The 23,758-nt window shown below is 49.2% G+C and carries 15 protein-coding genes and 1 tRNA gene; 10 read left to right on the top strand and 6 right to left on the bottom strand.

What is annotated here, in order from left to right:
• Nucleotides 1-205 precede the first annotated feature (205 nt).
• Nucleotides 206-958, top strand: a complete 753-nt coding sequence (locus EPB59_RS03800; RefSeq protein ID WP_154171601.1) for a siderophore ferric iron reductase — start codon at nucleotides 206-208, stop codon at nucleotides 956-958.
• On the opposite strand, the gene EPB59_RS03795 is transcribed toward EPB59_RS03800, so the two are convergent.
• Nucleotides 927-2,138 carry an MFS transporter gene (locus tag EPB59_RS03795; RefSeq protein ID WP_154171600.1) on the bottom strand — a complete coding sequence of 404 codons (1,212 nt, stop codon included), beginning with the start codon at nucleotides 2,136-2,138 and terminating at the stop codon, nucleotides 927-929. The genes EPB59_RS03800 and EPB59_RS03795 overlap by 32 nt on opposite strands.
• A gap of 147 nt (nucleotides 2,139-2,285) precedes the next feature.
• Between EPB59_RS03795 and EPB59_RS03790 the strand changes: the two genes are divergently transcribed.
• From EPB59_RS03790 to iutA, 8 genes are all read left to right on the top strand, one after another.
• Complete coding sequence (locus EPB59_RS03790) at nucleotides 2,286-3,053, top strand: ABC transporter ATP-binding protein (protein ID WP_154171599.1); 768 nt, start codon at nucleotides 2,286-2,288, stop codon at nucleotides 3,051-3,053.
• Nucleotides 3,054-3,076: 23 nt separating this feature from the next.
• Nucleotides 3,077-3,970: an iron-siderophore ABC transporter substrate-binding protein gene (locus tag EPB59_RS03785; RefSeq protein ID WP_154171598.1), complete on the top strand. Its 894-nt coding sequence runs from the start codon at nucleotides 3,077-3,079 to the stop codon at nucleotides 3,968-3,970.
• 32 nt (nucleotides 3,971-4,002) lie between these two features.
• Entirely contained in the window at nucleotides 4,003-5,964 is a 1,962-nt protein-coding gene (gene fhuB, locus EPB59_RS03780) for a Fe(3+)-hydroxamate ABC transporter permease FhuB (protein WP_241666226.1), read from the top strand.
• Nucleotides 5,965-6,176: 212 nt separating this feature from the next.
• The gene (locus tag EPB59_RS03775) at nucleotides 6,177-7,973 is read left to right on the top strand and encodes an IucA/IucC family protein (RefSeq protein ID WP_154171596.1); all 1,797 of its coding nucleotides are present in this window, start codon (nucleotides 6,177-6,179) and stop codon (nucleotides 7,971-7,973) included.
• Complete coding sequence (locus EPB59_RS03770; RefSeq protein ID WP_154171595.1) at nucleotides 7,966-8,883, top strand: GNAT family N-acetyltransferase; 918 nt, start codon at nucleotides 7,966-7,968, stop codon at nucleotides 8,881-8,883. Before EPB59_RS03775 ends, EPB59_RS03770 begins: the two co-directional genes overlap by 8 nt.
• On the top strand, nucleotides 8,883-10,652 hold the full coding sequence (locus EPB59_RS03765; protein WP_154171594.1) for an IucA/IucC family protein: 1,770 nt from the start codon (nucleotides 8,883-8,885) through the stop codon (nucleotides 10,650-10,652). The genes EPB59_RS03770 and EPB59_RS03765 overlap by 1 nt, the downstream gene beginning before the upstream one ends.
• 66 nt (nucleotides 10,653-10,718) lie before the next feature.
• Entirely contained in the window at nucleotides 10,719-12,029 is a 1,311-nt protein-coding gene (locus tag EPB59_RS03760) for a lysine N(6)-hydroxylase/L-ornithine N(5)-oxygenase family protein (protein WP_154171593.1), read from the top strand.
• Between the two features lie 103 nt (nucleotides 12,030-12,132).
• A complete protein-coding gene (iutA, locus tag EPB59_RS03755) occupies nucleotides 12,133-14,307 on the top strand; it encodes an IutA-like xeno-aerobactin receptor (RefSeq protein WP_154171592.1) in 2,175 nt (724 codons plus the stop codon).
• A 213-nt stretch (nucleotides 14,308-14,520) separates the two neighbouring features.
• Here iutA and EPB59_RS03750 read toward each other — a convergent pair.
• Nucleotides 14,521-14,597, bottom strand: a tRNA-Arg gene (locus EPB59_RS03750).
• A gap of 201 nt (nucleotides 14,598-14,798) precedes the next feature.
• Between EPB59_RS03750 and folD the strand changes: the two genes are divergently transcribed.
• Nucleotides 14,799-15,659, top strand: a complete 861-nt coding sequence (gene folD, locus EPB59_RS03745; RefSeq protein ID WP_195707046.1) for a bifunctional methylenetetrahydrofolate dehydrogenase/methenyltetrahydrofolate cyclohydrolase FolD — start codon at nucleotides 14,799-14,801, stop codon at nucleotides 15,657-15,659.
• Between the two features lie 71 nt (nucleotides 15,660-15,730).
• Here folD and EPB59_RS03740 read toward each other — a convergent pair whose 3' ends face one another.
• The 4 genes from EPB59_RS03740 to EPB59_RS03725 all read right to left on the bottom strand — a co-directional run bounded on the left by EPB59_RS03740 (nucleotide 15,731) and on the right by EPB59_RS03725 (nucleotide 23,550).
• A complete protein-coding gene (locus tag EPB59_RS03740; RefSeq protein ID WP_154171590.1) occupies nucleotides 15,731-18,178 on the bottom strand; it encodes a molybdopterin guanine dinucleotide-containing S/N-oxide reductase in 2,448 nt (815 codons plus the stop codon).
• A 22-nt stretch (nucleotides 18,179-18,200) separates the two neighbouring features.
• Nucleotides 18,201-19,295 carry a NapC/NirT family cytochrome c gene (locus tag EPB59_RS03735; RefSeq protein WP_154171589.1) on the bottom strand — a complete coding sequence of 365 codons (1,095 nt, stop codon included), beginning with the start codon at nucleotides 19,293-19,295 and terminating at the stop codon, nucleotides 18,201-18,203.
• 266 nt (nucleotides 19,296-19,561) lie between these two features.
• The gene (locus tag EPB59_RS03730) at nucleotides 19,562-22,102 is read right to left on the bottom strand and encodes an Ig-like domain-containing protein (protein ID WP_154171588.1); all 2,541 of its coding nucleotides are present in this window, start codon (nucleotides 22,100-22,102) and stop codon (nucleotides 19,562-19,564) included.
• Nucleotides 22,103-22,344: 242 nt separating this feature from the next.
• Nucleotides 22,345-23,550 (bottom strand): NupC/NupG family nucleoside CNT transporter, encoded by a 1,206-nt coding sequence (locus EPB59_RS03725; protein WP_195707045.1) that lies wholly within the window; start codon nucleotides 23,548-23,550, stop codon nucleotides 22,345-22,347.
• Between the last annotated feature and the right edge of the window lie 208 nt (nucleotides 23,551-23,758).

Here is a 23,758-nt window from a genome sequence, read left to right as displayed (position 1 = left end):
TTCCCTCTCCCTGAGCACGCGGATCCTTGCACCACCTGATGTCTTTGTAAATAGGGGGCATAAAAAAAACCGAGAGGTCGCACAGCCTGTGTTCATTTTCATGCAACACTTTACCGCCAATCAACCAAGGTAATGAGAATTAATTGCAACAAAACTCATCTTTCATTAAGCTGCCTGCATTCATGCATTACCAGATGCCGATCTCATGACTGATCCTGTTTTCTTCGCCAAACTCTTTGAACACTCCCGCCAAGTCACGCCTTATCTCAAAGGTCAATGGGCATCAGATTCCCCTGAAACAGAACCAGTGATTCAATGGGATCACTCCTGCTCTGAGCGTATTCAAACTCTCTATCGAAATTTGCAAGAAACCCACCCAGAAGCGGGCGCCGCCTACTGGTTAACGCGCACTTGGACGCTGCTGTGCTGGCAACCTATCTATGTGGCTTTTGTGGCGATTTATGCTTGCCGTGGCTTACCGCAGTTATCTTCCATCGCCCAATACACTCAACCCCAGTTTGTTACTGGTTTTCACTTCAATTCCTTGAAATATCGTCAAGGCGCGCCACAAGAATTGATTGCACAAGCTGGCAAAGAGCTGGTTGAACTATTCGAATATTTTCGTCACGAGATGGCGAAGTGGACACGCATCCGTCCCGGATTTACTCAGCATCTCTTTGCCGACAGCGTGTTGGGTTGCTTAACCCGATTCCAGGCGTTTTACCCCCACCTTTCTGAGCAGGCGTTACTGGAACAAGCTCATTTATGGTTAGAAGCCTGTGGTTTACCCACCAAGTTAGCGCAATCCTTGAGTTACAACCCTGAGGCTCAGACTCTCTCTCACATTCGAACCAGTTGTTGTTTGGTGTATAAGTGCCAAGGGCGCCAACTCTGTCAAAACTGTCCAAGGCATCCTGACAATAAAACTAAGAGCCCCCAGCGGCATGAGCGGACTTAAGTGAGACAGAGGAAAAAGCCGTCCACACAATCAGCAACGCGAATAGAAGACATAGGTAGATCGGATAATGGGGTGAAAGCGTTGCACTAAAGGCCAACAAAGACGCTAAACCATAACCAATTGTGTGTGACATGGAAATGTAACCCGCGACGGCACCTGGAGCATCCGAATACTGAGTGGTCGCCGCAGTGGTATAAGCAGGAACAAGCAATGCCGCACCACATGCCGTTAATACCATCGCCAAGGCCAATACCCAAACTTGGGTGACTAAAAATAAAGCCAAACCCACGACCAACAGCCCTGCTCCAAAGCGGTACATCTGCTCTGGTGACAATTTCTTTTTCTTAATCACCATCACTTGAGTCACAAAAGTACAAGCCGCGCTAATAGTGAGAAGCAAGCCAATCGCATCACTAATGCGGCTCGTCGGCCAATCGGTCAGTGCGCTGAGCAGTGGTGAAAAGCTGTATTGCAGTAATGAAATGGCCGTACACAGCAGTAATCCACTGGCGAGAAAACGCCACAAACAGCGACTAGGCAGCCAAGGCAGAGAAGAAGAAGAAGGACGGTTATTTGGCGTAGAAACCTGCGGTGCAGGTAGGAAGTAAGTACCGACAAGTGCAAGCAGAGGGAGCAGCACCATCATGAATAAGGGCGCGAATGGTGACACTTTCAGCGCTAACAACGAAATAACGGGGCCAATCAAACGCCCCACACTCAACCCAATGCTGACGGAGGTGATGGCTTGCAACCGATGTTGTTCACCACACAACACTATCGCCCAGTGCTGGCTAGCAGGTACCATCCCCGAAACAGTGCAACCGTAAATCACGCGTGCTACTGCTAGCCCCATCAAGCACAGCGTTGAGATTGAAGTGTAATCTCGACTGGCCATAGCAAATAGAGCGAGTAAAGAGAAGCTCATCGCCATTCCGGCAAGAGCCTGAATTACCACATGTTTAGGGCCATGTTTGTCGCTAACCCGCCCCCAAAATGGCGCCGAAGGCAAAAACAAAAAACTGCCGAGTGCGATCAAAATAGACCATGTGGGAAGGTCAAACGCCGATTGTTCGACCAAAAAAGGCAGTGAAACCAAAAGTCCGTTTTGGCCAATCCCCATTAACGCTGCTGCCAAGCCAATCACCCCCAATTGGGAAGACTGTTTTTTCAAAAGAAACATAGTGATAGTCACTGTTGTTGAGCCGTATTAAGCCATCAATGTGGTGGTCTAATAACACACGTGATGACAATAAAAACAATTATCATTTATACTTTGATGTGCTAACATAACCTGCTAATAACCAATAAATCAACTTTCCATTACATTATGTTTCGACTTGTCGACGCCTCATTTAGCATTGATGAGAAGCCTATTCTCTCAACCACTAATCTGACATTCGAGTCTGGCAAGGTCACGACTCTACTCGGTCATAACGGCTGTGGTAAATCTACCCTCATTAAACTGCTCAGCAGACAAAATAAGCCTACTTCAGGCCACGTTTTCTATGGCGACCAGCCTGTCCATAACCTGAATAATATCGAGTTTGCTCACCAAGTGGCTTATTTACCCCAACATCCACCACTGACTACTGGGGTTACGGTGCGTGAGTTGGTTTGTTTTGGCCGCTACCCGTGGAAAGGAGCTTTGGGTCGTTACGATGCGCGAGACTACACCATTGTTGATGAAGCGATTACCAAAGTGGGCTTGAGTGAATTTTCCGATCGTTTCGTTGCCACCCTCTCTGGTGGAGAAAGGCAGCGTGCTTGGGTTGCCATGTTACTCGCCCAGCAAAGTAAAACCCTCTTGCTTGATGAACCTACTTCAGCCCTTGATGTAGCACATCAACATGAGTTGTTGGCTCTGATCCGCGAACTGAACCAAAGCTTAGCGCTCACGGTGATCATGGTGCTGCATGATGTGAATATGGCCGCCAAGTTCAGTGATCATCTTATCGCTCTTCATTCCGGCCGAGTCATCGCACAAGGCACACCAGAACAGTTAATGAATCACGATACTTTGATGCAAATCTATGGCATGGAACTGGCGCTTTTTCCTCACCCACGCACAGGGCAAGCCATTAGCTATATCCCTTAAACAACGTAGAAAAGGATTCTGTTGTGAAGACGTTTATCACCCTGCTGGTTTCCATGTTGGCAGTTCATGCATACGCCTTAGACATTCAGCATGAGATGGGCAGCGCATCCTTCTCAGCGCCACCAAAGAAAGTGGTTGCACTGGATTGGGCATTAGCCGAAACCGTGCTCAGTTTAGGTGTGGCGCTACAAGGCGTAGCGGATGCCAAAGGCTATCAAGAATGGGTGGTTGAGCCTGCACTGAATCCAACCGTAACGAACGTCGGTTCAAGACGTGAACCCAATATCGAACTACTGAGCGAACTCAAGCCCGATGTCATTTTGATGAGTCAGCAGATGGCTGCCGCTTATGAGTCCCTCAATAAAATCGCGCCTGTGGTGGTCTTTACCCTTTACGGGGAGCAAAAACAGCCATTAAAAACAGCAGAATCCATCACCCGTTCCTTGGGTCAGTTGTTCGGAAAAGAGCAGCAAGCAGAGCAAGTGATTACGGAAACCCAAGCCAAACTGACAACCAATGGCGAGAAAATTCGCGCAAAATCCCCAACAACCAAAAGCCTTCTGTTCGTACGTTTTATTAACGACAAAACCTTGCGCATACATGGTCAAGGCTCACTTGCTAGTGCCACTATCTCTGCCATGGGACTCAAAAATAGCTGGCAAGATCAGACCAATATATGGGGCTTTACCACCACGGGCTTAGAAAAGCTCGCCGAACATCAGCAAAGTAATGTGATGCTGTTTGGCCCACTCAAACCACAAGATCGCCAAGTGCTACAAACGTCTCCGCTATGGCAGGTCATGGCGTTTACGCGCGAAAATGCTGTCTATGAGCTTCCTCCAATCTGGACCTTTGGTGGCCTTATTGCCGCGCAGCGTTTTAGTGACCACATCGCAGAGCTGCTAGTCACACAATGATGAATACTGTGAACCTTCCCCACCCCAACAAAATGAAACTCCCAACAAACACTCTGCTCTTAGTTGGGGTTTTCTGTCTGATTGCCGTTTTGCTGCAGACGACAGCACCTTATTCACAAGGTATTAGTCTCATTTGGGATACCGTGTGGCACTTTGACCAGAGCAATTATCAGCATGTGATCACCTACCTGACTTATCTGCCACGGCTTTGTGTTGCGCTACTATGTGGCTTTGCCCTCGCAGTAGCAGGTTGTGTCATGCAGTTTGTACTGCGTAACCCGATAGCGTCACCAACCACGCTGGGTGTGGCCACGGGGGCAGAACTCGGCATGGTACTGAGTTTGCTGCTGCTTCCAACGGGGTTGGCGATACCTAACTTCATACCTGCATTTTTAGGTGGCTGCTTCGCAACTGGGCTGGTGTTTTTGCTCAGTGCCAGCCGTGGTTTTGCTCCACTGCACATGATCTTAGCGGGTATGGTAGTTAGCCTCTTCTTTGGCTCACTCAATACCATGCTGCTGATGCTGCACGAGCAAAAACTCACCAGTATTTTTGTTTGGGGAGCGGGAGCACTCAACCAAAATGGCTGGAATAGCACGCAAGTTCTACTGCCTTTAATCACTCTCCCAACATTACTACTACTGATGCTGCAACGCCCACTGTCCGCGCTGCAATTTGGGGATGGCGTGGCTTCGTCTTTGGGAGTCAACATCAAGCAGATCAAACTACTCTGTCTTGGGCTGGCGATATTCATTACCGCGGCCGTGGTCAGTGAAGTGGGCTTGATCGGTTTTATTGGAATCGTTGCTCCAGCCATCGCACGATTGCTCGGCATCCGACAACTCACCGCCCAATTGCTGAGTAGTGGCGTGATTGGCGCACTGATACTGTTGGTTGTCGATTTAGCCATTCAACCTTTCTCTGGCGTGGGGGGAGAACTGCTGCCCACTGGCGCGATGACTGCCTTACTGGGTGCGCCTTCCCTGTTGTGGCTACTGCAACGCACTAAACTTCTTTCCGAGCTTCGCGCTCGCGAAGAGCCAGTTGAGCATTATCGAAAAGTCAGTACCACGCGAGTTTTCTTCATTATGCTTGGCCTACTTAGCATAGTAACCCTGTGCGCGTTAGTGTTCGGGCAAGGGCAAGCGGGCTGGAGCCTAACTCTTAATCCAATGCTGTTGGAGCTTCGCGCTCCTCGTGTGCTCACCGCACTCCTTGCGGGAGTTGGACTGGCATTAGCGGGAACCCTCATTCAACGTCTATCCAATAATCCTATGGCAAGCCCAGAAGTGCTTGGGCTGAGCTCCGGAGCCGCACTGGCGATTGTGCTCGGCAGTACATTCGGTATCGCGATTGAACGTGATGAACAGATGCTGCTAGGGACATTAGGCGCGCTGACCGTCACTTCTTTGATTTGGCTTATCGGGCGCAAACACAATTTTGCACCAAGCCAAACCTTATTGACGGGGATAGCCTTGAGCGCGGGGCTGGATGCCCTGCTGCGTGTTGTGATGAGTTCAGGACATGACAACGCCACGGCGCTGCTCACTTGGCTTTCGGGCTCCACCTATCTGGTTGCCACTGCCGATATCTATTTACTGGCGATAGGCGTTGGGCTAGTCGCTAGCGTGGCACTGTTGCTCGAACGATGGATTGCGATTATCGAGTTGGGCGAGGTAACCGCCCGAAGCCTTGGCATGAACGCCACTCGAGTTCGCTTGGTTTTACTACTGCTTGTTGCTGCCCTCACCACACTCTGCACCATAGTGATTGGCCCTTTGAGTTTTATCGGCTTACTGGCACCCCATATGGCACGCTCGCTACACCAATACCAACCGCGCGCACAAATGCTAACCGCCGCTTTGCTCGGTGCAATCGTGATGGTGCTGGCGGATTGGGTTGGACGTAATATCTGGTTCCCTTGGCAATTCCCGGCGGGCCTGCTCGCTTCACTGATCGGTGGTGGTTACTTCCTGTATCTGATGAGGCGTTAACCGTATGCGATCTTCTAGAAGGCTACGCCGTTAGCCTTCTCTGCTATTTCCTCATTACCTGCCTTCTCAACACACATCTAACAAACTGATTTAATTATTCAATTACTTTTTTAACAAAAAATTCGCACAAATCTACAAAAACCTATTGATCATGCAAATGATAATAATTAGCATTACCGTACATTTTGATTAATAAGACGGCGAGAAACGGAATGCATCGCAACAACGAGCGGATTAACCTCGAAAAATCAAACGATTGGGCCAACACAAATGAACCTTCTATCGCGTGTTTTCTCAATTCATTAGCCCGTGAGAGTCAATCAGTCCAACTACTTTGTGGTGAAGATGGAAAACGTGTTTATCGACTCCCTCTGGCAAACTCAGACTCCATTAATATCCCTCTCAGTTATTTTTCTTCCCTTGGGAGCCATGAATATTGCCTACCTGCTCTTTTGCATACGCAAGACAGCATTAAAACGCTGAGTGTTGAACAGCTCATTGAACACATAGTTAACGAGCCGGCACTCGTCGGCATAGTCAGCGAAACGCAAAAAGCCATTTTCACTAAACGAGTTCTAGAAAGTCATCGCAACACTGAACAGGCCATCGAACACTCTCCCTATCAAGAGCAGTTATTTACCGAACAACTGGATTTTAAAACCGCAGAACAAGGGTTATTGATCGGCCACTCTTTCCACCCTGCCCCCAAAAGCCGTGAACAATTTAGCCTGAATGATGCCAAACTCTACTCACCTGAACTCGGTGGTCAATTCAAACTCTTCTGGCTGAGCGTCGAACAATCACTTCTCACTAGCGGTAGCTCTGCTGACATTCATTTCAACCAACGATTTGCAGCACTCGTCGCGCACGACCCCAAATTAGTTGAAGCTTTGCAGAGTGCGCAGCAACAAGGTCATGGGCTGCTTCCCGTACATCCATGGCAATGGCATGTCATGGCAGAGAACCCATCAATAAAAGGCTACATCGCCACCAAGCAAATCCAGAATCTAGGCCAACTCGGTGCAACTTGGTATCCGACCTCGTCCACGCGCTCACTTTACGCGCCGGGTTTGCCTTACATGCTCAAGTTCTCGCTCAGTGTCAAACTCACCAATTCCATCCGTAACCTGTCACTGAAAGAAGTGATTCGTGGAACACGACTCAATGATCTGTTCCAGCATCCTCAGCTGGCACAACAGCTCGGTAACGGACGAGGTTTCCAGTTGATGCAAGAACCTGCCTACATCGGACTGAAAGATCTGAACGGCAAAATCATTGACGAGAGTCTTGTGGCATTTCGAGACAATCCATTGATGGATAATCCAGCAGAAGAAGCCGTGGTATTGGCAACGCTCACCCAACAAAACCCATATGGTGGCAGTAGCCTTGTGGCGGCGCGCATTCAGCATTACGCCACACAACAACACCTTTCTTCACACCAAGCAGCTAGCCTATGGTTTGATGCTTATTGCCGCCATGCCGTTGTGCCTTTATTCCACTTGCAGGCCAATTTGGGGATTGTGTTTTTAGCCCACCAGCAAAATATCGTCATGCAGTTAGAGCAAGGCTTCCCAGTGGGTATGTACTATCGCGACTGCCAAGGCACTGGCTATACCGATTTGGCATTTAAGCTGTTTGGCGAACAACTTGGCGATCAAAAAGAAGCGCTCGAAAACTACTGGAACCAAGACAAAGTACGCCGCTACTTCGCTTACTACCTCATCATCAACTCCACCTTCAATCTGATTTCTGCGATCTGCGCGAATTTGGATGTGGAAGAGAGTGAGCTCATCGAGATTCTGTATCACAACCTCAACGCTCTACTGCAGAGCGGAGTGAAGGATGATCTCTGCCTGCACTATGTACTGACCAGTGAAGCGCTGTGCTGTAAAGGTAACTTTTTCTGTTACTTACAAAACTTTAATGAAAACTCCATTCCTGATCCGGCTGTGATCTATTTCGATTTACCTAACCCTCTGGCTCGTATTGAGGAAATTGCTCATGTCTAAGTTCAATACCTTTATTTTTAGCACCGATCCACAGCCGATTATTGAGTTAACCCTGCACGCCAGTGATTTGGTTTGCTCTGAAATTGCCCCGCAGCTCGTGCGCGAAATTGACCAGTTGTTCAGCCAAGATAAACAGATTGAAGCGCTGAAAGTGGTGACTCGTGACTCTGAGATTCAAACCTGGATTGAGCAACTCTTACCTTTGATTGATCAAAAGGTATCTCGCTGCGCTTTTTACCAATTGCCACTCGCTTGGCACCAACACAAACCGTCAAGCAATTTCCCACTGCAGCTTATTCAGTCCAACAACCAGTACCGCCATCACCCTTTACGTCCGCCTATGCCGCAAGGCCAGGTGTACCAAAGGTATGATTTTGATGCCGAGTTGAACGTCAGTTTCCGAGTGATTGAGCTGGATAAAGATCGGCAACGCTTCACACGCTGGATGAACGACCCTCGCGTGGCGCACTTTTGGGAACAAGCATGGAGTGAAGAAAAACTCGCCGAATTTCTTGAGCAGCGCCTTGCTGATCCACACATCATTCCGCTGATTGGCGAATTTAACGGTGAACCTTTTGGTTATGTGGAAGCCTATTGGGTTGCCGAGGATCGACTCAGCCCGTACTACGCAGTAGAGAATTATGACCGTGGTATCCATTTGCTTGTCGGCGAGCAAGCCTTCCGCGGCCCTAAATTTTTCAACGCTTGGATGCGCGCCATCAGCCACTACTTGTTTATTGACGATGTTCGCACCAACCGCGTTGTGCTTGAGCCTCGTTCTGACAATGAACGCTTATTTAATCGCATCTTGCCACTGGGTTACCGCAAGTGTTTTGAGTTCAACTTCCCCCATAAACGCTCGGCATTGTTGATGCTGAGCCGTGAACAGTTTTTTGCGGAGCGGTGGTAATGGAACAGTTAGCGCTACATCGTTACTGGGCAGTCGCCAATCAGAAGATGGTGGGCAAAATCCTCAGTGAGTTCGCTTATGAGCAAGCGTTTCAATTTGAGCCAACCGAACAGGGTTATCAGCTCAACTTAGAAAATGGCACACGTTATTGCTTTGCTGGCGAAGAGAATATTTGGGGGCAGGTCATGATTGACCCGACTTCCATTACTCGCCATGCCGACATCGAGGCGGAGCAGCCGATTTCCGCCGCGCTATTGATGCGCGATCTGCAACCTCTGCTCAAGATGCCGGATGACGCCTTCGCAGAACATCTCGAGGATCTCAATGCCACCTTACTCGGTGATTGCAAGCTGATGCAGCGCAAGCAAGCCATGATGGCGCGAGATCTGGCCATGCTGCCGTGCGAGCAACAGCAAACCTACTTTGATGGACATCCGAAATTTGTGTTCAATAAAGGCCGCCGCGGTTGGGGCAGTGATGATTTAAAGCGGTATGCACCAGAAGCGGAACGCGCTTTCCAACTGGGTTGGGTCGCGGTTCATCACTCGATTTTGCAGCTCGCCACCAACGATGAAGTCACATGGCAAGCCTTACTGCAAAGCGCCATCGCGCCCGATGAAATCAAGCAGATGGACAGTTTGTTGGCTTCCTATCAACTTGAACTGCATGAGTATCGTTATGTTCCGGTTCATCCTTGGCAGTGGAGCAATAAACTGGCACTGCTGTTTGTACGTGAAATCGCGACTAAGCAGTTGGTGTATTTAGGTGAGTTTGGCGATCACTTCTTGCCTCAACTCTCACTGCGTACCTTAAGCAATGTCACTCGTCCTGCGAGTTACGACATCAAATTGCCGCTCACGGTAATGAACACCTCCTGCTACCGCGGGATTCCGGGGCGCTACATTTTGGCCGGCCCTACGGCTTCTGACTGGATAGATCAGGTCTTTAAGTCTGATCCCCTGCTTACCGCGAAACAGGCCGAAGTGTTGCAAGAACCCGCAGCCGCCTTCGCCGCTCAAGCGGACTATGCACTGCTGCCCAATGCACCCTATCGCTACCACGAGTTGCTCGGTGTGATTTGGCGTGAATCGGCGGCTTCCAAATTAAAAGCCGGTGAACGCGCCATCTTAATGGCGGCACTGATGGAAAGTGACAATCAAGGTCAACCACTGATTGCAGAATACGTTCAAGCCTCTGGGTTAACCCTCGAAGCTTGGCTCAGCAAACTGTTTGATGCGGTGGTCATTCCCTATTACCACTTGCTGTGTAAATACGGTGTCTCGCTGATTGCGCATGGGCAGAACGTCACTTTAGTGCTGGAGAACCACGCTCCGAAACGCATTCTGCTCAAGGATTTCCAAGGCGACATGCGCTTAGTCAGCAGTGAGTATCCAGAACAGGCTTCACTGGATGACAGCGTGAAAAAAGTCACCGTTCGCCTGCCAGAACACCTGATTATTCATGACTTACAAACCGGGCATTTTGTTACCACGTTACGTTTTATTTCGCCCTTAGTGGCCAAATTGGGCTTCTCCGAGCCGCAGTTTTACCGCCTGCTCGGTGACCGACTGAAAGCTTACATGGCCGCCCATCAAGAGTACCAACCGAGGTTTGAACAGTTTGATCTGTTTAAGCCGAGAATTTTACGCATCGGGCTGAACTTAGCCAAGTTTCGCCATAGTACAGATGCCAGCACATCAAGGATGCTGCCTGACATGGATGACATGCTCAACAACCCATTGACCAAAGCACTGGAACACCAAGGCTAACTAACCACATAACCATAATTTTAGTGTTAACGAAGCCGACATTACCCAAAGAAAAGGATTGCTCTTATGGAACACACTAACAACGCCAAACTTGATTTCGCCGGTGTCGGCGTCGGTCCATTTAACCTTAGCATTGCTGCTCTACTGGCGGACAGACCGCAAATTTCCGCACGCTTCTTTGAAAGCCGTGACCATTTTTCTTGGCACCCGGGACTACTGCTTGATAACACCCACATGCAAACCATGTTTTTGAAGGACTTGGTGAGCGCGGTGAATCCAGAAAGTCGCTACTCCTTCATCTCTTATCTGGTGAAGAACAAAAAGTTTTATCGTTTCTTGTCTGCTGAGCTCAAATGCATCAGCCGTCACGAGTTTTCAGACTACCTCGCTTGGGTGGCTCATCAGTTGGATAACGTTCAGTTTTCAACCCGAGTTGAACAGGTGGAATACACCGGCGAGGCATTCACGCTCCACACCAATCAAGGCACCTACCAAGCGAAAAATCTCTGCATTGGCACAGGCAAGGTTCCTTCAGTACCCGAATGTGCTAAAGCACACCTTGGTGAGCGAGTGTTCCACGCCGCAGACGTGGGGCTACAAGAGCGAAACTTCACTGGCAAACGTGTGCTGATCATTGGTGGCGGGCAAAGCGGTGCAGATATTTTCATTAACGCTTTGCAGCAGAAATGGGGCAAACCCAAGTCACTCGACTGGCTATCTCGCCGCGCCAATTATCAACCCCTCGATGAAGCCGCGTTTACCAATGAGTTTTTCGCGCCCGATTACGTGGATGCTTTCTTTCATTTGTCACCTAGCGTCAAACGTAAAGAGGTGGCAAACCAGAAACTGACCTCGGATGGCGTAACGCAAAAAGCCTTGTTAACCATTTATCAAGAGCTTTACCACCGATTCGATGTACTCAAGGAAGACAAATGGGTAAGGCTGCTACCACACCGCTCCTTAACTCAAATGAGTGCACAAGGCAGTGCGTTCAAACTGACCGCCAGCAATGCACTGGGGCAGTGTTTAGAAACGTACGAAGCAGACATCGTCATTCTGGCGACGGGCTTTGAAGCGCCCTATCCCGCCTGTTTGAACACGATTCTGCCTCTGCTCGATCTTGATGAGTACAACCGCTACCAAATGACACCAGATTTTGAGCTTAAGTGGGAAGGACAGCAACGTAACAAGATCTTCGCCGTGAATGCGGGGATGCATAGCCATGGTATTGCCGAGCCGCAGCTTAGCCTTATGGCTTGGCGCAGTGCACGCATCATCAATCGCCTTGCGGGACAAACTATTTTCGATGTTGATGCAGGCAAAGGAATGATTGATTGGCTATCGCCTAGCGCCATCGCGAAAAAATTGGTCGCTTAAGCTCACTTTTTTGTCACTCACTCCAAAGGTGAGTGGCATTTCAATCAGCCCCGAACACCCAAGTGGCCTAAGGGCTTATTTTTACCTACGTATAGAGAAGAAAATGAAATCTACAAAAGGAAAATTGCTACCATCCACGTCTTTGTCACTGTCTGCGGCAGCAATTGCCGTAGCCAGTGTCATCTTTACCACGCCCGCTGTAGCAGAAGAACAGACATTGTTTGACGAAATGGTGGTGGTTTCAAGCCGCACCCCGAAAGCGATCAGTGATATCCCGGGAACCGTTTGGTACATCGATTCAGAGCAGATTGAGCAAGAATATCGTGGTGGTAAAACGTTAGGCGAGATTCTCGCATCTGCCATTCCATCACTGGATGTCAGCTCAGGCGCACGGACCAACTACGGCCAAAATCTGCGTGGACGAAAAATGCTGGTGATGATCGATGGCGTATCCCTCGAATCTTCGCGTCAAATCAGTCGCCATATGGACTCTATCGACCCGTTTAACATTGAACGTATCGAAGTGCTTTCTGGTGCAACGTCTATCTACGGTGCGGGCGCATCGGGCGGTGTCATCAACATCATCACCAAGAAAGCGACAAGCCAAGAGCTCGAATTTGAATCTTACGTCGGCGCAACGTCTGGTTTTAATTCTAGCGAAGATTTTGACTACAAAGTCGGCCAATCCATCTCAGGCGGCAACGATAAAGTTCAAGCCCGCGCTTCTGTGGTGTACACCGAAACCCAAGGTTTCTTTGATGCCAACGGCGATATCGTCACACCCGACATTTCACAAGGCTCTCTGCAATTCAACCAAACCGTTGATTTGATGACGACTGTGGGTGTGAATATTTCTGAAACCCAAAAACTCAACCTGTTGGCGCAATACTATGATAGCCAGCAAGACTCCCCTTACGGCCTGTACATCGTTAATAACAAGTTTGTGGACGTGAGAAACGGCTTTGACTCAGACCGCGAACACGGCACGGAACGTATGATGCTGAGTGCGTCTTACGTCAATGATGAATTCTTGAATCACCAACTGATTGCCGAAGCCTCCTACCGTAAAGAAGATCAAACCTATACCCCTTACTACCAGTCCTCTAGCCAGCAGATCACGGATGTCATCTCACTTAAGGCCGCTCTGGCAAAGAATTTTGACAAACTGAATCTGGTGTATGGGATTGATGCTTACCAAGATCAGATGGAGAATAACCAAGCCCTGTATGACAAAACCATTGCCAATAATTCAGGAAACCTCATCAACCGTACTTACGCACAAATTGGTCGTTACCCAGGAATTAAAGTAGGTTCGGTCGCCGGCTTTGTTCAAGCAGGTTACGACATCACTGACGACTGGTCAGTGGAAGGTGGCTTCCGTTACCAACATATGGTCAATAAGATCGATGATTTCGTGGGCAACCAACAGCAAAAAAACATTGCAGAAGGTAAAGGGACTTCTGCCGATGCCGTACCGGGAGGCGAAACTGACTACAACGTGGGTCTGTTCAACTTAGGCACGCTTTATCATCTCAATAACCACTCGCAAGTGTGGGCTAACTTCTCACAAGGTTTCGATCTGGCTGACCCTGCGAAATACTATGGTCAAGGCAACTATAAACTGTTCGGCAGCCACTGGACGTTGCAAGACAGTATCAATGTCGATAGCTCTAAGATGTCAGGCATTAAAACCAACAGCTTTGAGCTGGGCTACCGTTTAGAAAAAGACAGTTTCAACCTGCAAACCGCGGCCTACTATTCCACCTCGGATAAATCCGTTTCTTACAACAAGAAAACTTTATTGATTGAAGAAGTGGCAGATAAGAAACGCGTTTATGGCCTTGAGGCTATGGCATCTTACTGGGTGCACACCAACGTTCAATTGGGTGCGTCAGGCCACTACGTGGTCTCGAAAGTCAAAGGTGATAACGGCTGGGCAGATATGGCCGCTAATAACGCCAGCACATCAAAAGCCAGTGCTTGGGCGGGTTGGTATGACGCGGATCTGGCGGTTAAATTACAGAGCCAAACCATGTTTGACTACAAAGATGACAAACAGAATAAACTGGATGGTTACACCATCTTTGACTTAGTTGGTAGCTACCAATTGCCAGTGGGCAGTCTCGGTTTTGGTGTGCTCAACCTGTTTGACCACGACTACACCACCATTTGGGGGCAACGTGCACAGATTGAATACTCAGCTCACTACGATGCTGCAGCATATGACTACAAAGGCCGCGGTCGTACTTATACCCTGAACTACCAAGTAAAATTCTAATTCAAGCGGCAGTCACTCCATTGAGGAGTGGCTGCTACTTTGTTTTCTCAATTCTTCTGTGCTGTATCCGGTCTATTCTCAATACATTGGATAGTCACCATCCTGCTATTCCACTCTTGGTGTTATGCGCAAGAGTGTGGCTCACACTAGCAAAATAAAACCGCAGAAATGAAAAAGCGCCAGCAAGAATTCACTTGCTGGCGCTTAGAATAATGGCACGCCCTACAGGATTCGAACCTGTGACCACATGCTTAGAAGGCACGTGCTCTATCCAACTGAGCTAAGGGCGCGCTACAGGGTGAGGATTATACGAGTTAAACGGGCTAGATCAACGCCTTTGTCTAACTTTCTGTTTCGAATGAGCAATATTTTACCGATCTCATCTCAACTGCCGAAAAACAGAACAAAGCAAACGTTTGCCTGTGGATGTTATCAAAAATATCTGCAACAATGCCCGCAAAAATTTTCGCTCCAAACCTGTAAGGAAAGTCATGACTGCTCAAAATATTGATGGAACGCTGATTTCGCAAACGGTGCGCTCAGAAGTAGCAGCCCGTGTTAAAGCTCGTGTTCAAGCTGGGTTACGAGCCCCAGGACTAGCGGTTGTGTTGGTGGGCGAAGATCCTGCTTCACAAGTGTATGTCGGCAGTAAACGCCGTGCCTGTGAAGAAGTCGGGTTTGTCTCCAAATCTTTCGATTTACCCGCTACCGCTAGCGAAGAAGCTTTGCTGTCACTGGTTGAAGAACTCAATAACGATCCGCAAATCGATGGCATTTTGGTACAACTGCCGTTACCTGCGGGTATGGATACCACCAAAGTGTTGGAAAGCATTCACCCAGAGAAAGATGTGGATGGCTTCCACCCTTACAACGTCGGCCGTTTGGCGCAGCGCATTCCTAAACTGCGCTCTTGCACGCCCAAAGGCATCATTACTCTGCTTGAGCGTTATAACATTCCACTGCGTGGTAAACACGCAGTGATTGTGGGTGCCTCCAACATTGTCGGTCGTCCGATGACGCTAGAGCTACTACTAGCAGGCTGCACTACCACCACTTGCCATCGCTTTACTCAAGACCTCGAAGGCCATGTTCGCCAAGCAGATATCTTGGTGGTCGCGGTGGGTAAACCTAATTTTATTCCGGGTGCATGGATTAAAGAGGGCGCGATTGTGGTCGATGTCGGCATTAACCGCTTAGATACTGGCAAGCTGGTTGGCGATGTGGAATACGATGTTGCCCGCACGCGTGCAAGTTTTATCACACCAGTACCCGGCGGTGTCGGACCTATGACCGTCGCAAGCTTGATTGAAAACACCATGATGGCGTGTGAGCAGTTTCATACTGAACGGTAATTCGACATTCCTCCTTAAGACAAAAAAGCCGAGGCATCTGCCTCGGCTTTCTATTACCGTTTTCTTCGCGGTTAGCCATTTTTCGGTGGCATGAATGCGGTGAGCTCCAACGCAGGTCCGGTGTATTTTTCAATACGCACCAGCGAGGAGTTCGCTGCACAGCCGTTGGCCAAACGTGAAGTCGGAATGTCTGAAGTCAGCACATTCGCTCCACCGTTCTTACATAAGCCGCTTTTTGCATCCAGATCTGGCCAGCCGCCTTCGTGAATACAAACTGAGCCTTGTTTGATTCGATCCGTCACCAAAGCGCCGACCAACACTTGGCCACGTTGGTTATAGGCACGAACCAAATCGCCCGTTTGAATGCCACGTGATGCCGCATCTTCTGGGTGGATCCAGATCGGCTCACGGTTAGCAATCGCATACTCTTCCCGCAATTGAGCGTAGTTGAATTGACTGTGCAAACGGTGCGCTGCGTGCGCCGTCATTAATTGCAACTCGCCCTGCTTCGCATTACCTGTAAATTCGTCGGGAGCCAACCACGTTGGATGGGCTGGACAATCAGGCAAATTAAAGCCCGCCAGAGTCTTAGAGTAAATCTCAATCTTGCCGCTCGGTGTGCCTAATGGATTGAGGATCGGATCCGCGCGAAAATCGGCGTAACGCACAAACTGAGCATTTTTCGCATTCCACTTCATTTCAATCAGCTGGTTATCTTCCCAGAACTTACTGAAGTTTGGCATCGCCACTCGTGCTGCACGGCCGCTTTTCTGCGCGGTTTTGTAGAAACCGTACAACCACTCCATCTCGGTTTTGCCTTCAGTAAACACATCACGGCCTCCGGGGCGGATCATTTCCGCCATATCGGCAAACACATCAAAGTCGTTACGCGCTTCGCCTTGTGGCTCCACCACCTGTTTCATCGGTACCAAGTGTTGGTTACTGTAGTCACCCGTCATGGTCAGGTCATTACGCTCAAACGTTGTGGTGATCGGCAGTACGATATCGGCATGCTTCGCCGCCGCTGTCCAATACGGCTCTGAAATCACAATCAGCTCAGGCTTTTGCCACGCTTTGATCAGACGATTGGTGTCTTGATGGTGGGTAAAGTTGGCACCGCCCGCCCACCAGATCATCTTGATCTCAGGGAAGGTCAGCGTGTGACCATTGTGTTGATAGGTCGCGCCCGGATTCTCTAACGCTTCAACAATACGCGCGACCGGGAAACTTTGCGTCGCCCCTGAAATCGCCCAATCATTCCCCGCTGAAGAGCCACCGCCGATAGCTGCCGAAATCGCAGGCAGTACACCCGCGTCACGCGCTGGGTTCCCGCCATTCGAGTAATGGTAGGAGAAACCAAAACCACCGCCCGGCAAGCCAATTTGCCCCAACATCGCGGCTAAGGTGACCACCATCCAGTGACGCTGCTCACCATATTGCTGACGCTGCATACCCCAGCCTGCCATTAGCATGGTGCGATGATTGCTGAAAATCTCAGCCAGCGTTTCTAGTTGCTTGGCTGGTACGCCACAAATGCCTTCTGCCCATTGCGCGGATTTTTCAACGCCATCTTCTTTACCCAGCAAATACGCTTCAAAGCGATCGTAGCCTACGGTGTATTTGTCCAAGAAGGCTTTATCGTGCTTACCTTGTTTGATCAGCGAGTGCGCGATGCCCATCATCATCGCCACATCCGTCATTGGGTGTGGGGCAATCCATTGGGCTTGCTCACCGAAAAACTCGATGGTTTCAGAGCGGATCGGATCAATACCGATAATGGTTTTGCCGGATTTTTTCAGTTGATGGAAGAACTCAAGGCCTGCGCAATCGGTCGAGCTCCACGCAATTTTCAACGTGTTGATCGGGTTTAACCCCCACAGTACCACCACATCACTGTGCTCTAGCACTACGGGGTAAGTGGTTTGCTGCTCATACACTTCAATCGAACCAACCACGTGCGGCATGATGATTTGCGCCGCGCCGGTTGAGTAATCGCCCAAGTGGCCAGAATAGCCGCCCGCCATACTCATATAGCGTTGCAATAAAGTTTGAGCTTTATGCAGCACGCCACTGGAGCGCCAGCCATAAGAGCCAGCAAATACCGATGAAGCGCCATAGGTTTTGCGAATGCGCATATGCTGCTCATGGATTAAGCGATACGCGTCATCCCACGATACGCGGACAAACTCATCACTGCCACGTACTCCTTTCGGCGCGGCAGGGTTCGCTAAAAAGCCTTTGCGAACCATAGGGTATTTAACCCGCGCTTGGGTATACACCTGATCAGGGCCTGTCGATTGCAAGCTGTTCGGTACGGTTTGCGCCAGCGCATTTTTGGTCGCAACCATTTTGCCATCTTGCACTTCACAGAGAAGTGGCCCCATACGTCCAGCCGTTAACACGCCTTTGCCACGCGCATTATCACTGGCAACAGAGAGTGGCGAGAATGAAGTGAAAGCCATTGCACCAGCAGCCATACCAGTGCCTTTTAAAAATCCACGACGGGTGATTTTAGTCATAACGTTATCCCTCTACTTGTACTCAGTGACCAACCACATCTTTGGCGTGGTGTTGGAAGAACTTGGTGAGAATTTCTAGGTTCTCGGCAGAAATATCTGTCCGTTCTCCCATACTTTTCGCCACTGGTCCCCAAGCATTCACCGTAAAGTGATTAGACGGGATCTTGGCATGGCACGTTGCACAATAAACGTTATCGAGTTGTTCTGCGTATGACCAAACCGGTTCTAAGCTATCCACCACTGGGGAAGTGATTTGCGCAGTCAAACTCACTGCACGCCACTGGTTACCATAAGCATCTGTCTTGTAGTTTTGCGTTTGCAGTGCTTGTTGGCCTTGCTCAGTTAAAGTAGCCACAACCGCACGTTGCCCTTCGCCCATATACAGAACTTGTTCGGCACCTTTCATTTGGTAAGCGTTAATTTGCACGGTACGTTCATCGCCCTTGGTACTCACAACATCCAGAGCAGTCGTCGGGTTAATCGTACCCAGTTCACCCATCGCAATCGCGGTTACGGGGTAAACTCGCTGCGCGTCAGCGGCCGTTTTTTCGGTAAAGGCCATCAAGGTTTCAAAGGCTTTGCTATCGAGCTCCGCTTCAGGCGCAAAGTGTGCAACCCCTTTATGGCAATCGATACAGGTTTGATTGTTGGCTTTGGCGTAGTCGTGCATTTTCACCGACTCCGGTGACTGCTCAAATGGCTCCATCGCATCAAAATCATGGCAAGAGCGGCACGTTGCCGAATCATTGGCGCGCATTTGCTCCCATACTGTCTCGGCTAACTCTTGGCGGTGAGCCTCATACTTCTCAGGCGTGCCAATCTTACCAGTGACAAACTCATGGTAGATATCTTTGGAAGCTCGCACTTTTGTGATGAGGTAATCAACCGGATCACTAGGAATATGGCAATCAGCGCACTCAGCACGGATGCCTTTCGCATTGGAAAAGTGAACAGAACCTTGATACTCCTTATAAGGGGTTTCCATAGTGTGGCAGGAGAGGCAAAACTCTGTGTTTGAGGTGTAATGCATCACAGCTGCACTGCCACCTAAAGTGACCCAGCCAATTGCCACACCAATGGCAACAAGCAGTGCAACATACCTTTTTTTGATCGACATACGCTGACATATCCTTTCACATTTATAAATATGCGATCATCCTACCCCTTTTGAGGTATGAGATATTGATCCGCATCATATACGTGCTACGAAAAGCGTGCTTATGTGATGTTGAGTCAAACCTATCGCGGGCTATCTTCACTTACCCTCCACGGATTTCAACCAACCTCTTTACTTATCGGTAACTCTCTAAACAAGTGCCATAAAAAATTCACCCCAGCGTAACTGGGGTGAAAATGGCGAACATAGAAACTCAACTAACGGATTTACTGAGCATTATTCATCTGGCTAAGTTTATCCCCAACCGGTTTGGAGAAATTAAAGCCGTCATGTTGATCCCAGTTGATTGACCAGGTCATTACCCCAGCATAATTAGGGTAGGCAAAGGCCGGTTTAATGGTGCCGCAACGGGTTCCTTTGGTTAAGCAATCTAGCGCATCAAGGATATTTTGAGTTGGTGCTTGCCCAGAATTTGCCGAACTTGGACCTGATGGCAAACCAATGGCCACTTGGTCGTCACGCAATGGTTCAAAGCGTGTCCCGTTGGCTAAAGTAAAGCCTTCAATCAACATTTTTGATTGGGCGACCATCATATCCACGGAGCCTTCTGGTGCAGCCCCCGGGGTATACGGATTAGGCAAACCACCATTGTTGTAGAGTTGAACATGTAGAATATCGAGCGTGTCACGCACTTCGTTAATCACCGGAATGTAAGCGCCCCAAATTCCACTGTAGGCAACCATACCACCTTGCACATAAGGGTGTTCAGGCGCCATAGTGAGGAACATATCACCACCGATGTTTTTCTCGATTTGCTTCAATGCTCGGCCTAAGCGTGCTTGAATTTGTGAGCCATGAACAAGGTTCGAGCCACTTTCGAGATCCACATCTAATCCATCGAAGCCCCACTCTTTGATCAATGCCGTTAAGCTGTTCACAAAGTTGGCTTCATCTTGATCATTATTAAGAGTGATCGTGCCTTCCGCACCACCAAGAGAGAGCACAAATACTTTGCCTTTCGCTTGTAGCGCTTTCATATCTTGCTTGAACTGCACAGGATCGAGCGCAGGGCAACTGCTGTAAATATCACCGGCATACAGGTTGAAATGCACCGTTCCTGTACTGTTGCGATCATTTTCTGCAAAGGCAATGTCAACCACATCCCACGCTTGTGGCATATCCGCCAAACGAATTGGGCAACCCGCACCATTGACGAAGTTATGCCAGTAACCGATCAGACGATGTTTCTTCTGAGTTTGCTCTACCACGCTGATTGCGGCTGCAGAAGAGGTCACGCTCGTTCTTGCAGCATCGGTCGCTTTCGCTGCAACGGTATAGTTACCAATCGCACTCGGCGTCCAGCTGTAAGCAAAAGGCTCTGTTGTATCCGTTGCCACTACCGCACCATTGACCACGAATTCCACTTTCGCCACATTATTGGTTAGTGACGTGGCATCGGCGGCAATGTTAACCGGTTTACCTAGACCAACGGTTTGACCGGATGTCGGCGAAGTCAGTGAAACCACAAGATCTTGATCGCTCACCGTCACGCTGACTGCGCTTTCACTGGTGTTACTGTCGTTGTCCGTGGCCACTGCTTTCAGGGTTTGATTCCCCGTGGTGGTTGCTAGCCAGTTAACCGCGTAAGGCGCTTGAGTCACCACCCCTAAGCTGTTGTTGCCCGCAAAAAACTCCACTTGCGTGACCGAGCCATCGGCATCACTGGCTTGCGCCGCCACACTGACAGTGGAGCCAGCAAGAATCACTTGGTTAGCCGTTGGGTTGGTTAATGTCACTACAGGTGGGGTTGAACAAGCACCGAAACCACTCCATGCTTCTTTCCAATAACTTCCAACACCTGGCTCATACGCCCAACCGGAGCTGGAAGAACACCAGCCGGCGATATCACAGCGGTATTTTTGGTTCTTATTTTGTACCAACTGCCCTGCCGAATACGCGGTTCCCGCCGAATAAACAGGTAAACCCGCGCAACCTGCATTCGAGCCACTGCTGACCGTTAAAGTCACTTCTTGGCTCACGGTAGATTGGTTGTCGTTATCAATGGCTTTGGCTTTAAAGGTATGGCTGCCGACTGCGGCATTCCAATTAAACTGGTAAGGCTCAGAGCTATCGGTCACAACAAGTTGACCATCAACATAAAATTCAACGGCGTTGACAGTGCCATCACTGTCAGTGGCATTTGCGGCCACGGCTAGAACATCGCCCACGGTTAGCTGTTCACTACCCGTCGGGCTAGTCAACGTCACAGTTGGCGGAACTGGGTTACCGGTAGGCGTTACGCTGATGTTCACCGTACTGCTTGATGTTGCGCCTTGGTTATCGGTCGCAATCGCGGTCACTGAAGTAGCTCCTAGCGTTGCCGTCCAATCCACTTGGTATGGGGCTTGCTGGTCAATCGCGATACGCTGTGTGCCGACTAAAAATTCCACTTGAGTGATGCTGCCATCGCTATCTGAGGCATTGGCTTGTAATCCGACGACGGAGCCTTGTGGGATCTTGGCATTATTGAGCGGCGATTGAATGGAAACTTGAGGAGGATTATTGCTTCCCCCGTCACATTGGCCAAGAACTTGCCATGCATCCCATGAGCCAGAATGGGTTGCCGGATCGTTACCCTGAGTCCAGTAACGCGCTTGATAAGCGGTGTTGGTTTTTTGAACTTTGTCGCTGCTGACATACACGGTGTTGCTGTCCCACACTGGCACACCGGCACAATTGTAAGCTTGTGCGGAGTAACTTACTCCCAAGCTGGCGGCAATTACTGCCGCTAAGCAATAGCGCTTCATGTTTCTCTCCTGTATTAGATGATATCGCCTATAACTAATACTCTAGAGTGAAAGTTTTGCATGTTAATCGACTGAATAGTTTACGATTCTCGGCACAGTGTCACTGCACACAGTTCGATGAAACATCGCTTTCAATACTTTTTCGGCGCGATTCACGAATCGAAACATAGCTTATTTGCCTTGGCCAAAAAGCCCATAAAAAAGGCCAGCATACTCGCTGGCCTCAATCCATCAATCTGTGATCACAGAGATAAAATCACCCCAGCGATCGATGCGCTCATCAGGTTAGCCAATACGCCTGCACCAATCGCACGGAAGCCGTATTTTGAAATAAAGGCGCGACGCTCAGGCACCAAACTGCCCAAACCGCCAATCAAAATCGCCATGGTGGAAATATTCGCAAAACCACACAGAGCAAAAGTAATGATCGCTTGTGAGTGTGCACTCAGCTGCTGCTTCACTTCGATGAGTTGAATGAAAGCCACAAATTCGTTCACCACCACTTTATTACCAATCAGCGAACCTGCGGTGATCGCTTCCTGCCATGGAATACCAATCAGCCACGCCACAGGAGCGAAAACATAACCCATGATCAGTTCAAAGCTCAGCTCGATGCCAAACCAGCCACCAACCCAGCCTAACAAGCCATTTAGCAGAGCAATCACACTCACGAAAGCGAGCAGAGTCGCGCCCACCGCAACGGCAATTTTCACACCCGACATCGCACCATCGGCAATGGCTTCAACCACATTGGTTGCCTTCGGCAGATCCAACTCATCTTCTGCCGTTACAACATCAACCTTTTCGGTCTCAGGCAACATGATTTTCGCCATTAATAGCCCTGCTGGCGCAGACATAAATGCTGCTGCGATCAGGTAGTTAAGTTCCACGCCTAAAGAGGCATAGCCCACTAAAGTACCACCTGCAACCGAAGCTAAGCCGCCCGTCATCACCGCAAAGAATTGTGAATCCGTCATTTTATGGAGATAAGGTTTTACCACCAGCGGCGCTTCAATCATACCGACAAAGATGTTTGCGGTAGCGGAAAGGGATTCCGCACGGCCTGTGCCAAGCAGTTTCTGCAAGCCACCGCCAATCAGGTTGATCACTTTCGGCATGATGCCTAAATGGTAAAGGCCAGAAATCAGTGCGGAAAAGAAAATGATGATGCCGAGGACATTGATCGCAAACACAAAACCCACACTGCCATTGGCAAGGCCACCAAACACAAAACCAATTCCGTCTTGTCCATAGTTGATCAGTTGTGACACTGCGCCTGTCACACTATTCAGTGCATCTTTACCGGCTGGCACGTACAGCACCAGTAACGCGAAGAAAATTTGCAGCAGTAACGCTAACGAGACTGTGCGCAAATTGATATTTTTTCTATTGGTAGAAAATAGCCACGCAACCAGCAAAATTGCGCCCATACCGAGGAGTGATGACATAACGCCGCCCAAAATGTGAGTAGAACAGGAAAAGCGGCGATTTTAGTGAAGGAAATCGTATGCGCAAGGTCAGTTTGTTAATCACTCATTACTGAACTGGGGCGTAAAGTGCGAATTTTCATAACTTGCTGATTTTATTGAGACTAAACGTTTGCTTAAAACTTATCTTTTCCATTTGGAAAATATCTTTTGAAAATCAGCAACAATC

It is taken from the genome of Vibrio metoecus (genome assembly GCF_009665255.1).
In the GTDB taxonomy this organism is placed as follows: Bacteria; Pseudomonadota; Gammaproteobacteria; order Enterobacterales; family Vibrionaceae; genus Vibrio; species Vibrio metoecus_B.
Note: the sequence above shows the minus strand (reverse complement) of the source record. Positions and strands in the feature narration are given on the sequence as shown.

Excerpts from the sequence above, each read along its gene's own strand:
- EPB59_RS03760 (WP_154171593.1), top strand. The coding sequence starts at position 10,719 with ATGGAACACACTAACAACGCCAAACTTGATTTCGCCGGTGTCGGCGTC.
- EPB59_RS03795 (WP_154171600.1), bottom strand. The coding sequence starts at position 2,138 with ATGTTTCTTTTGAAAAAACAGTCTTCCCAATTGGGGGTGATTGGCTTG.
- EPB59_RS03770 (WP_154171595.1), top strand. The coding sequence starts at position 7,966 with ATGTCTAAGTTCAATACCTTTATTTTTAGCACCGATCCACAGCCGATT.
- fhuB (WP_241666226.1), top strand. The coding sequence starts at position 4,003 with ATGAAACTCCCAACAAACACTCTGCTCTTAGTTGGGGTTTTCTGTCTG.
- EPB59_RS03800 (WP_154171601.1), top strand. The coding sequence starts at position 206 with ATGACTGATCCTGTTTTCTTCGCCAAACTCTTTGAACACTCCCGCCAA.
- folD (WP_195707046.1), top strand. The coding sequence starts at position 14,799 with ATGACTGCTCAAAATATTGATGGAACGCTGATTTCGCAAACGGTGCGC.
- iutA (WP_154171592.1), top strand. The coding sequence starts at position 12,133 with ATGAAATCTACAAAAGGAAAATTGCTACCATCCACGTCTTTGTCACTG.
- EPB59_RS03735 (WP_154171589.1), bottom strand. The coding sequence starts at position 19,295 with ATGTCGATCAAAAAAAGGTATGTTGCACTGCTTGTTGCCATTGGTGTG.
- EPB59_RS03730 (WP_154171588.1), bottom strand. The coding sequence starts at position 22,102 with ATGAAGCGCTATTGCTTAGCGGCAGTAATTGCCGCCAGCTTGGGAGTA.
- EPB59_RS03765 (WP_154171594.1), top strand. The coding sequence starts at position 8,883 with ATGGAACAGTTAGCGCTACATCGTTACTGGGCAGTCGCCAATCAGAAG.
- EPB59_RS03740 (WP_154171590.1), bottom strand. The coding sequence starts at position 18,178 with ATGACTAAAATCACCCGTCGTGGATTTTTAAAAGGCACTGGTATGGCT.
- EPB59_RS03790 (WP_154171599.1), top strand. The coding sequence starts at position 2,286 with ATGTTTCGACTTGTCGACGCCTCATTTAGCATTGATGAGAAGCCTATT.
- EPB59_RS03775 (WP_154171596.1), top strand. The coding sequence starts at position 6,177 with ATGCATCGCAACAACGAGCGGATTAACCTCGAAAAATCAAACGATTGG.
- EPB59_RS03725 (WP_195707045.1), bottom strand. The coding sequence starts at position 23,550 with ATGTCATCACTCCTCGGTATGGGCGCAATTTTGCTGGTTGCGTGGCTA.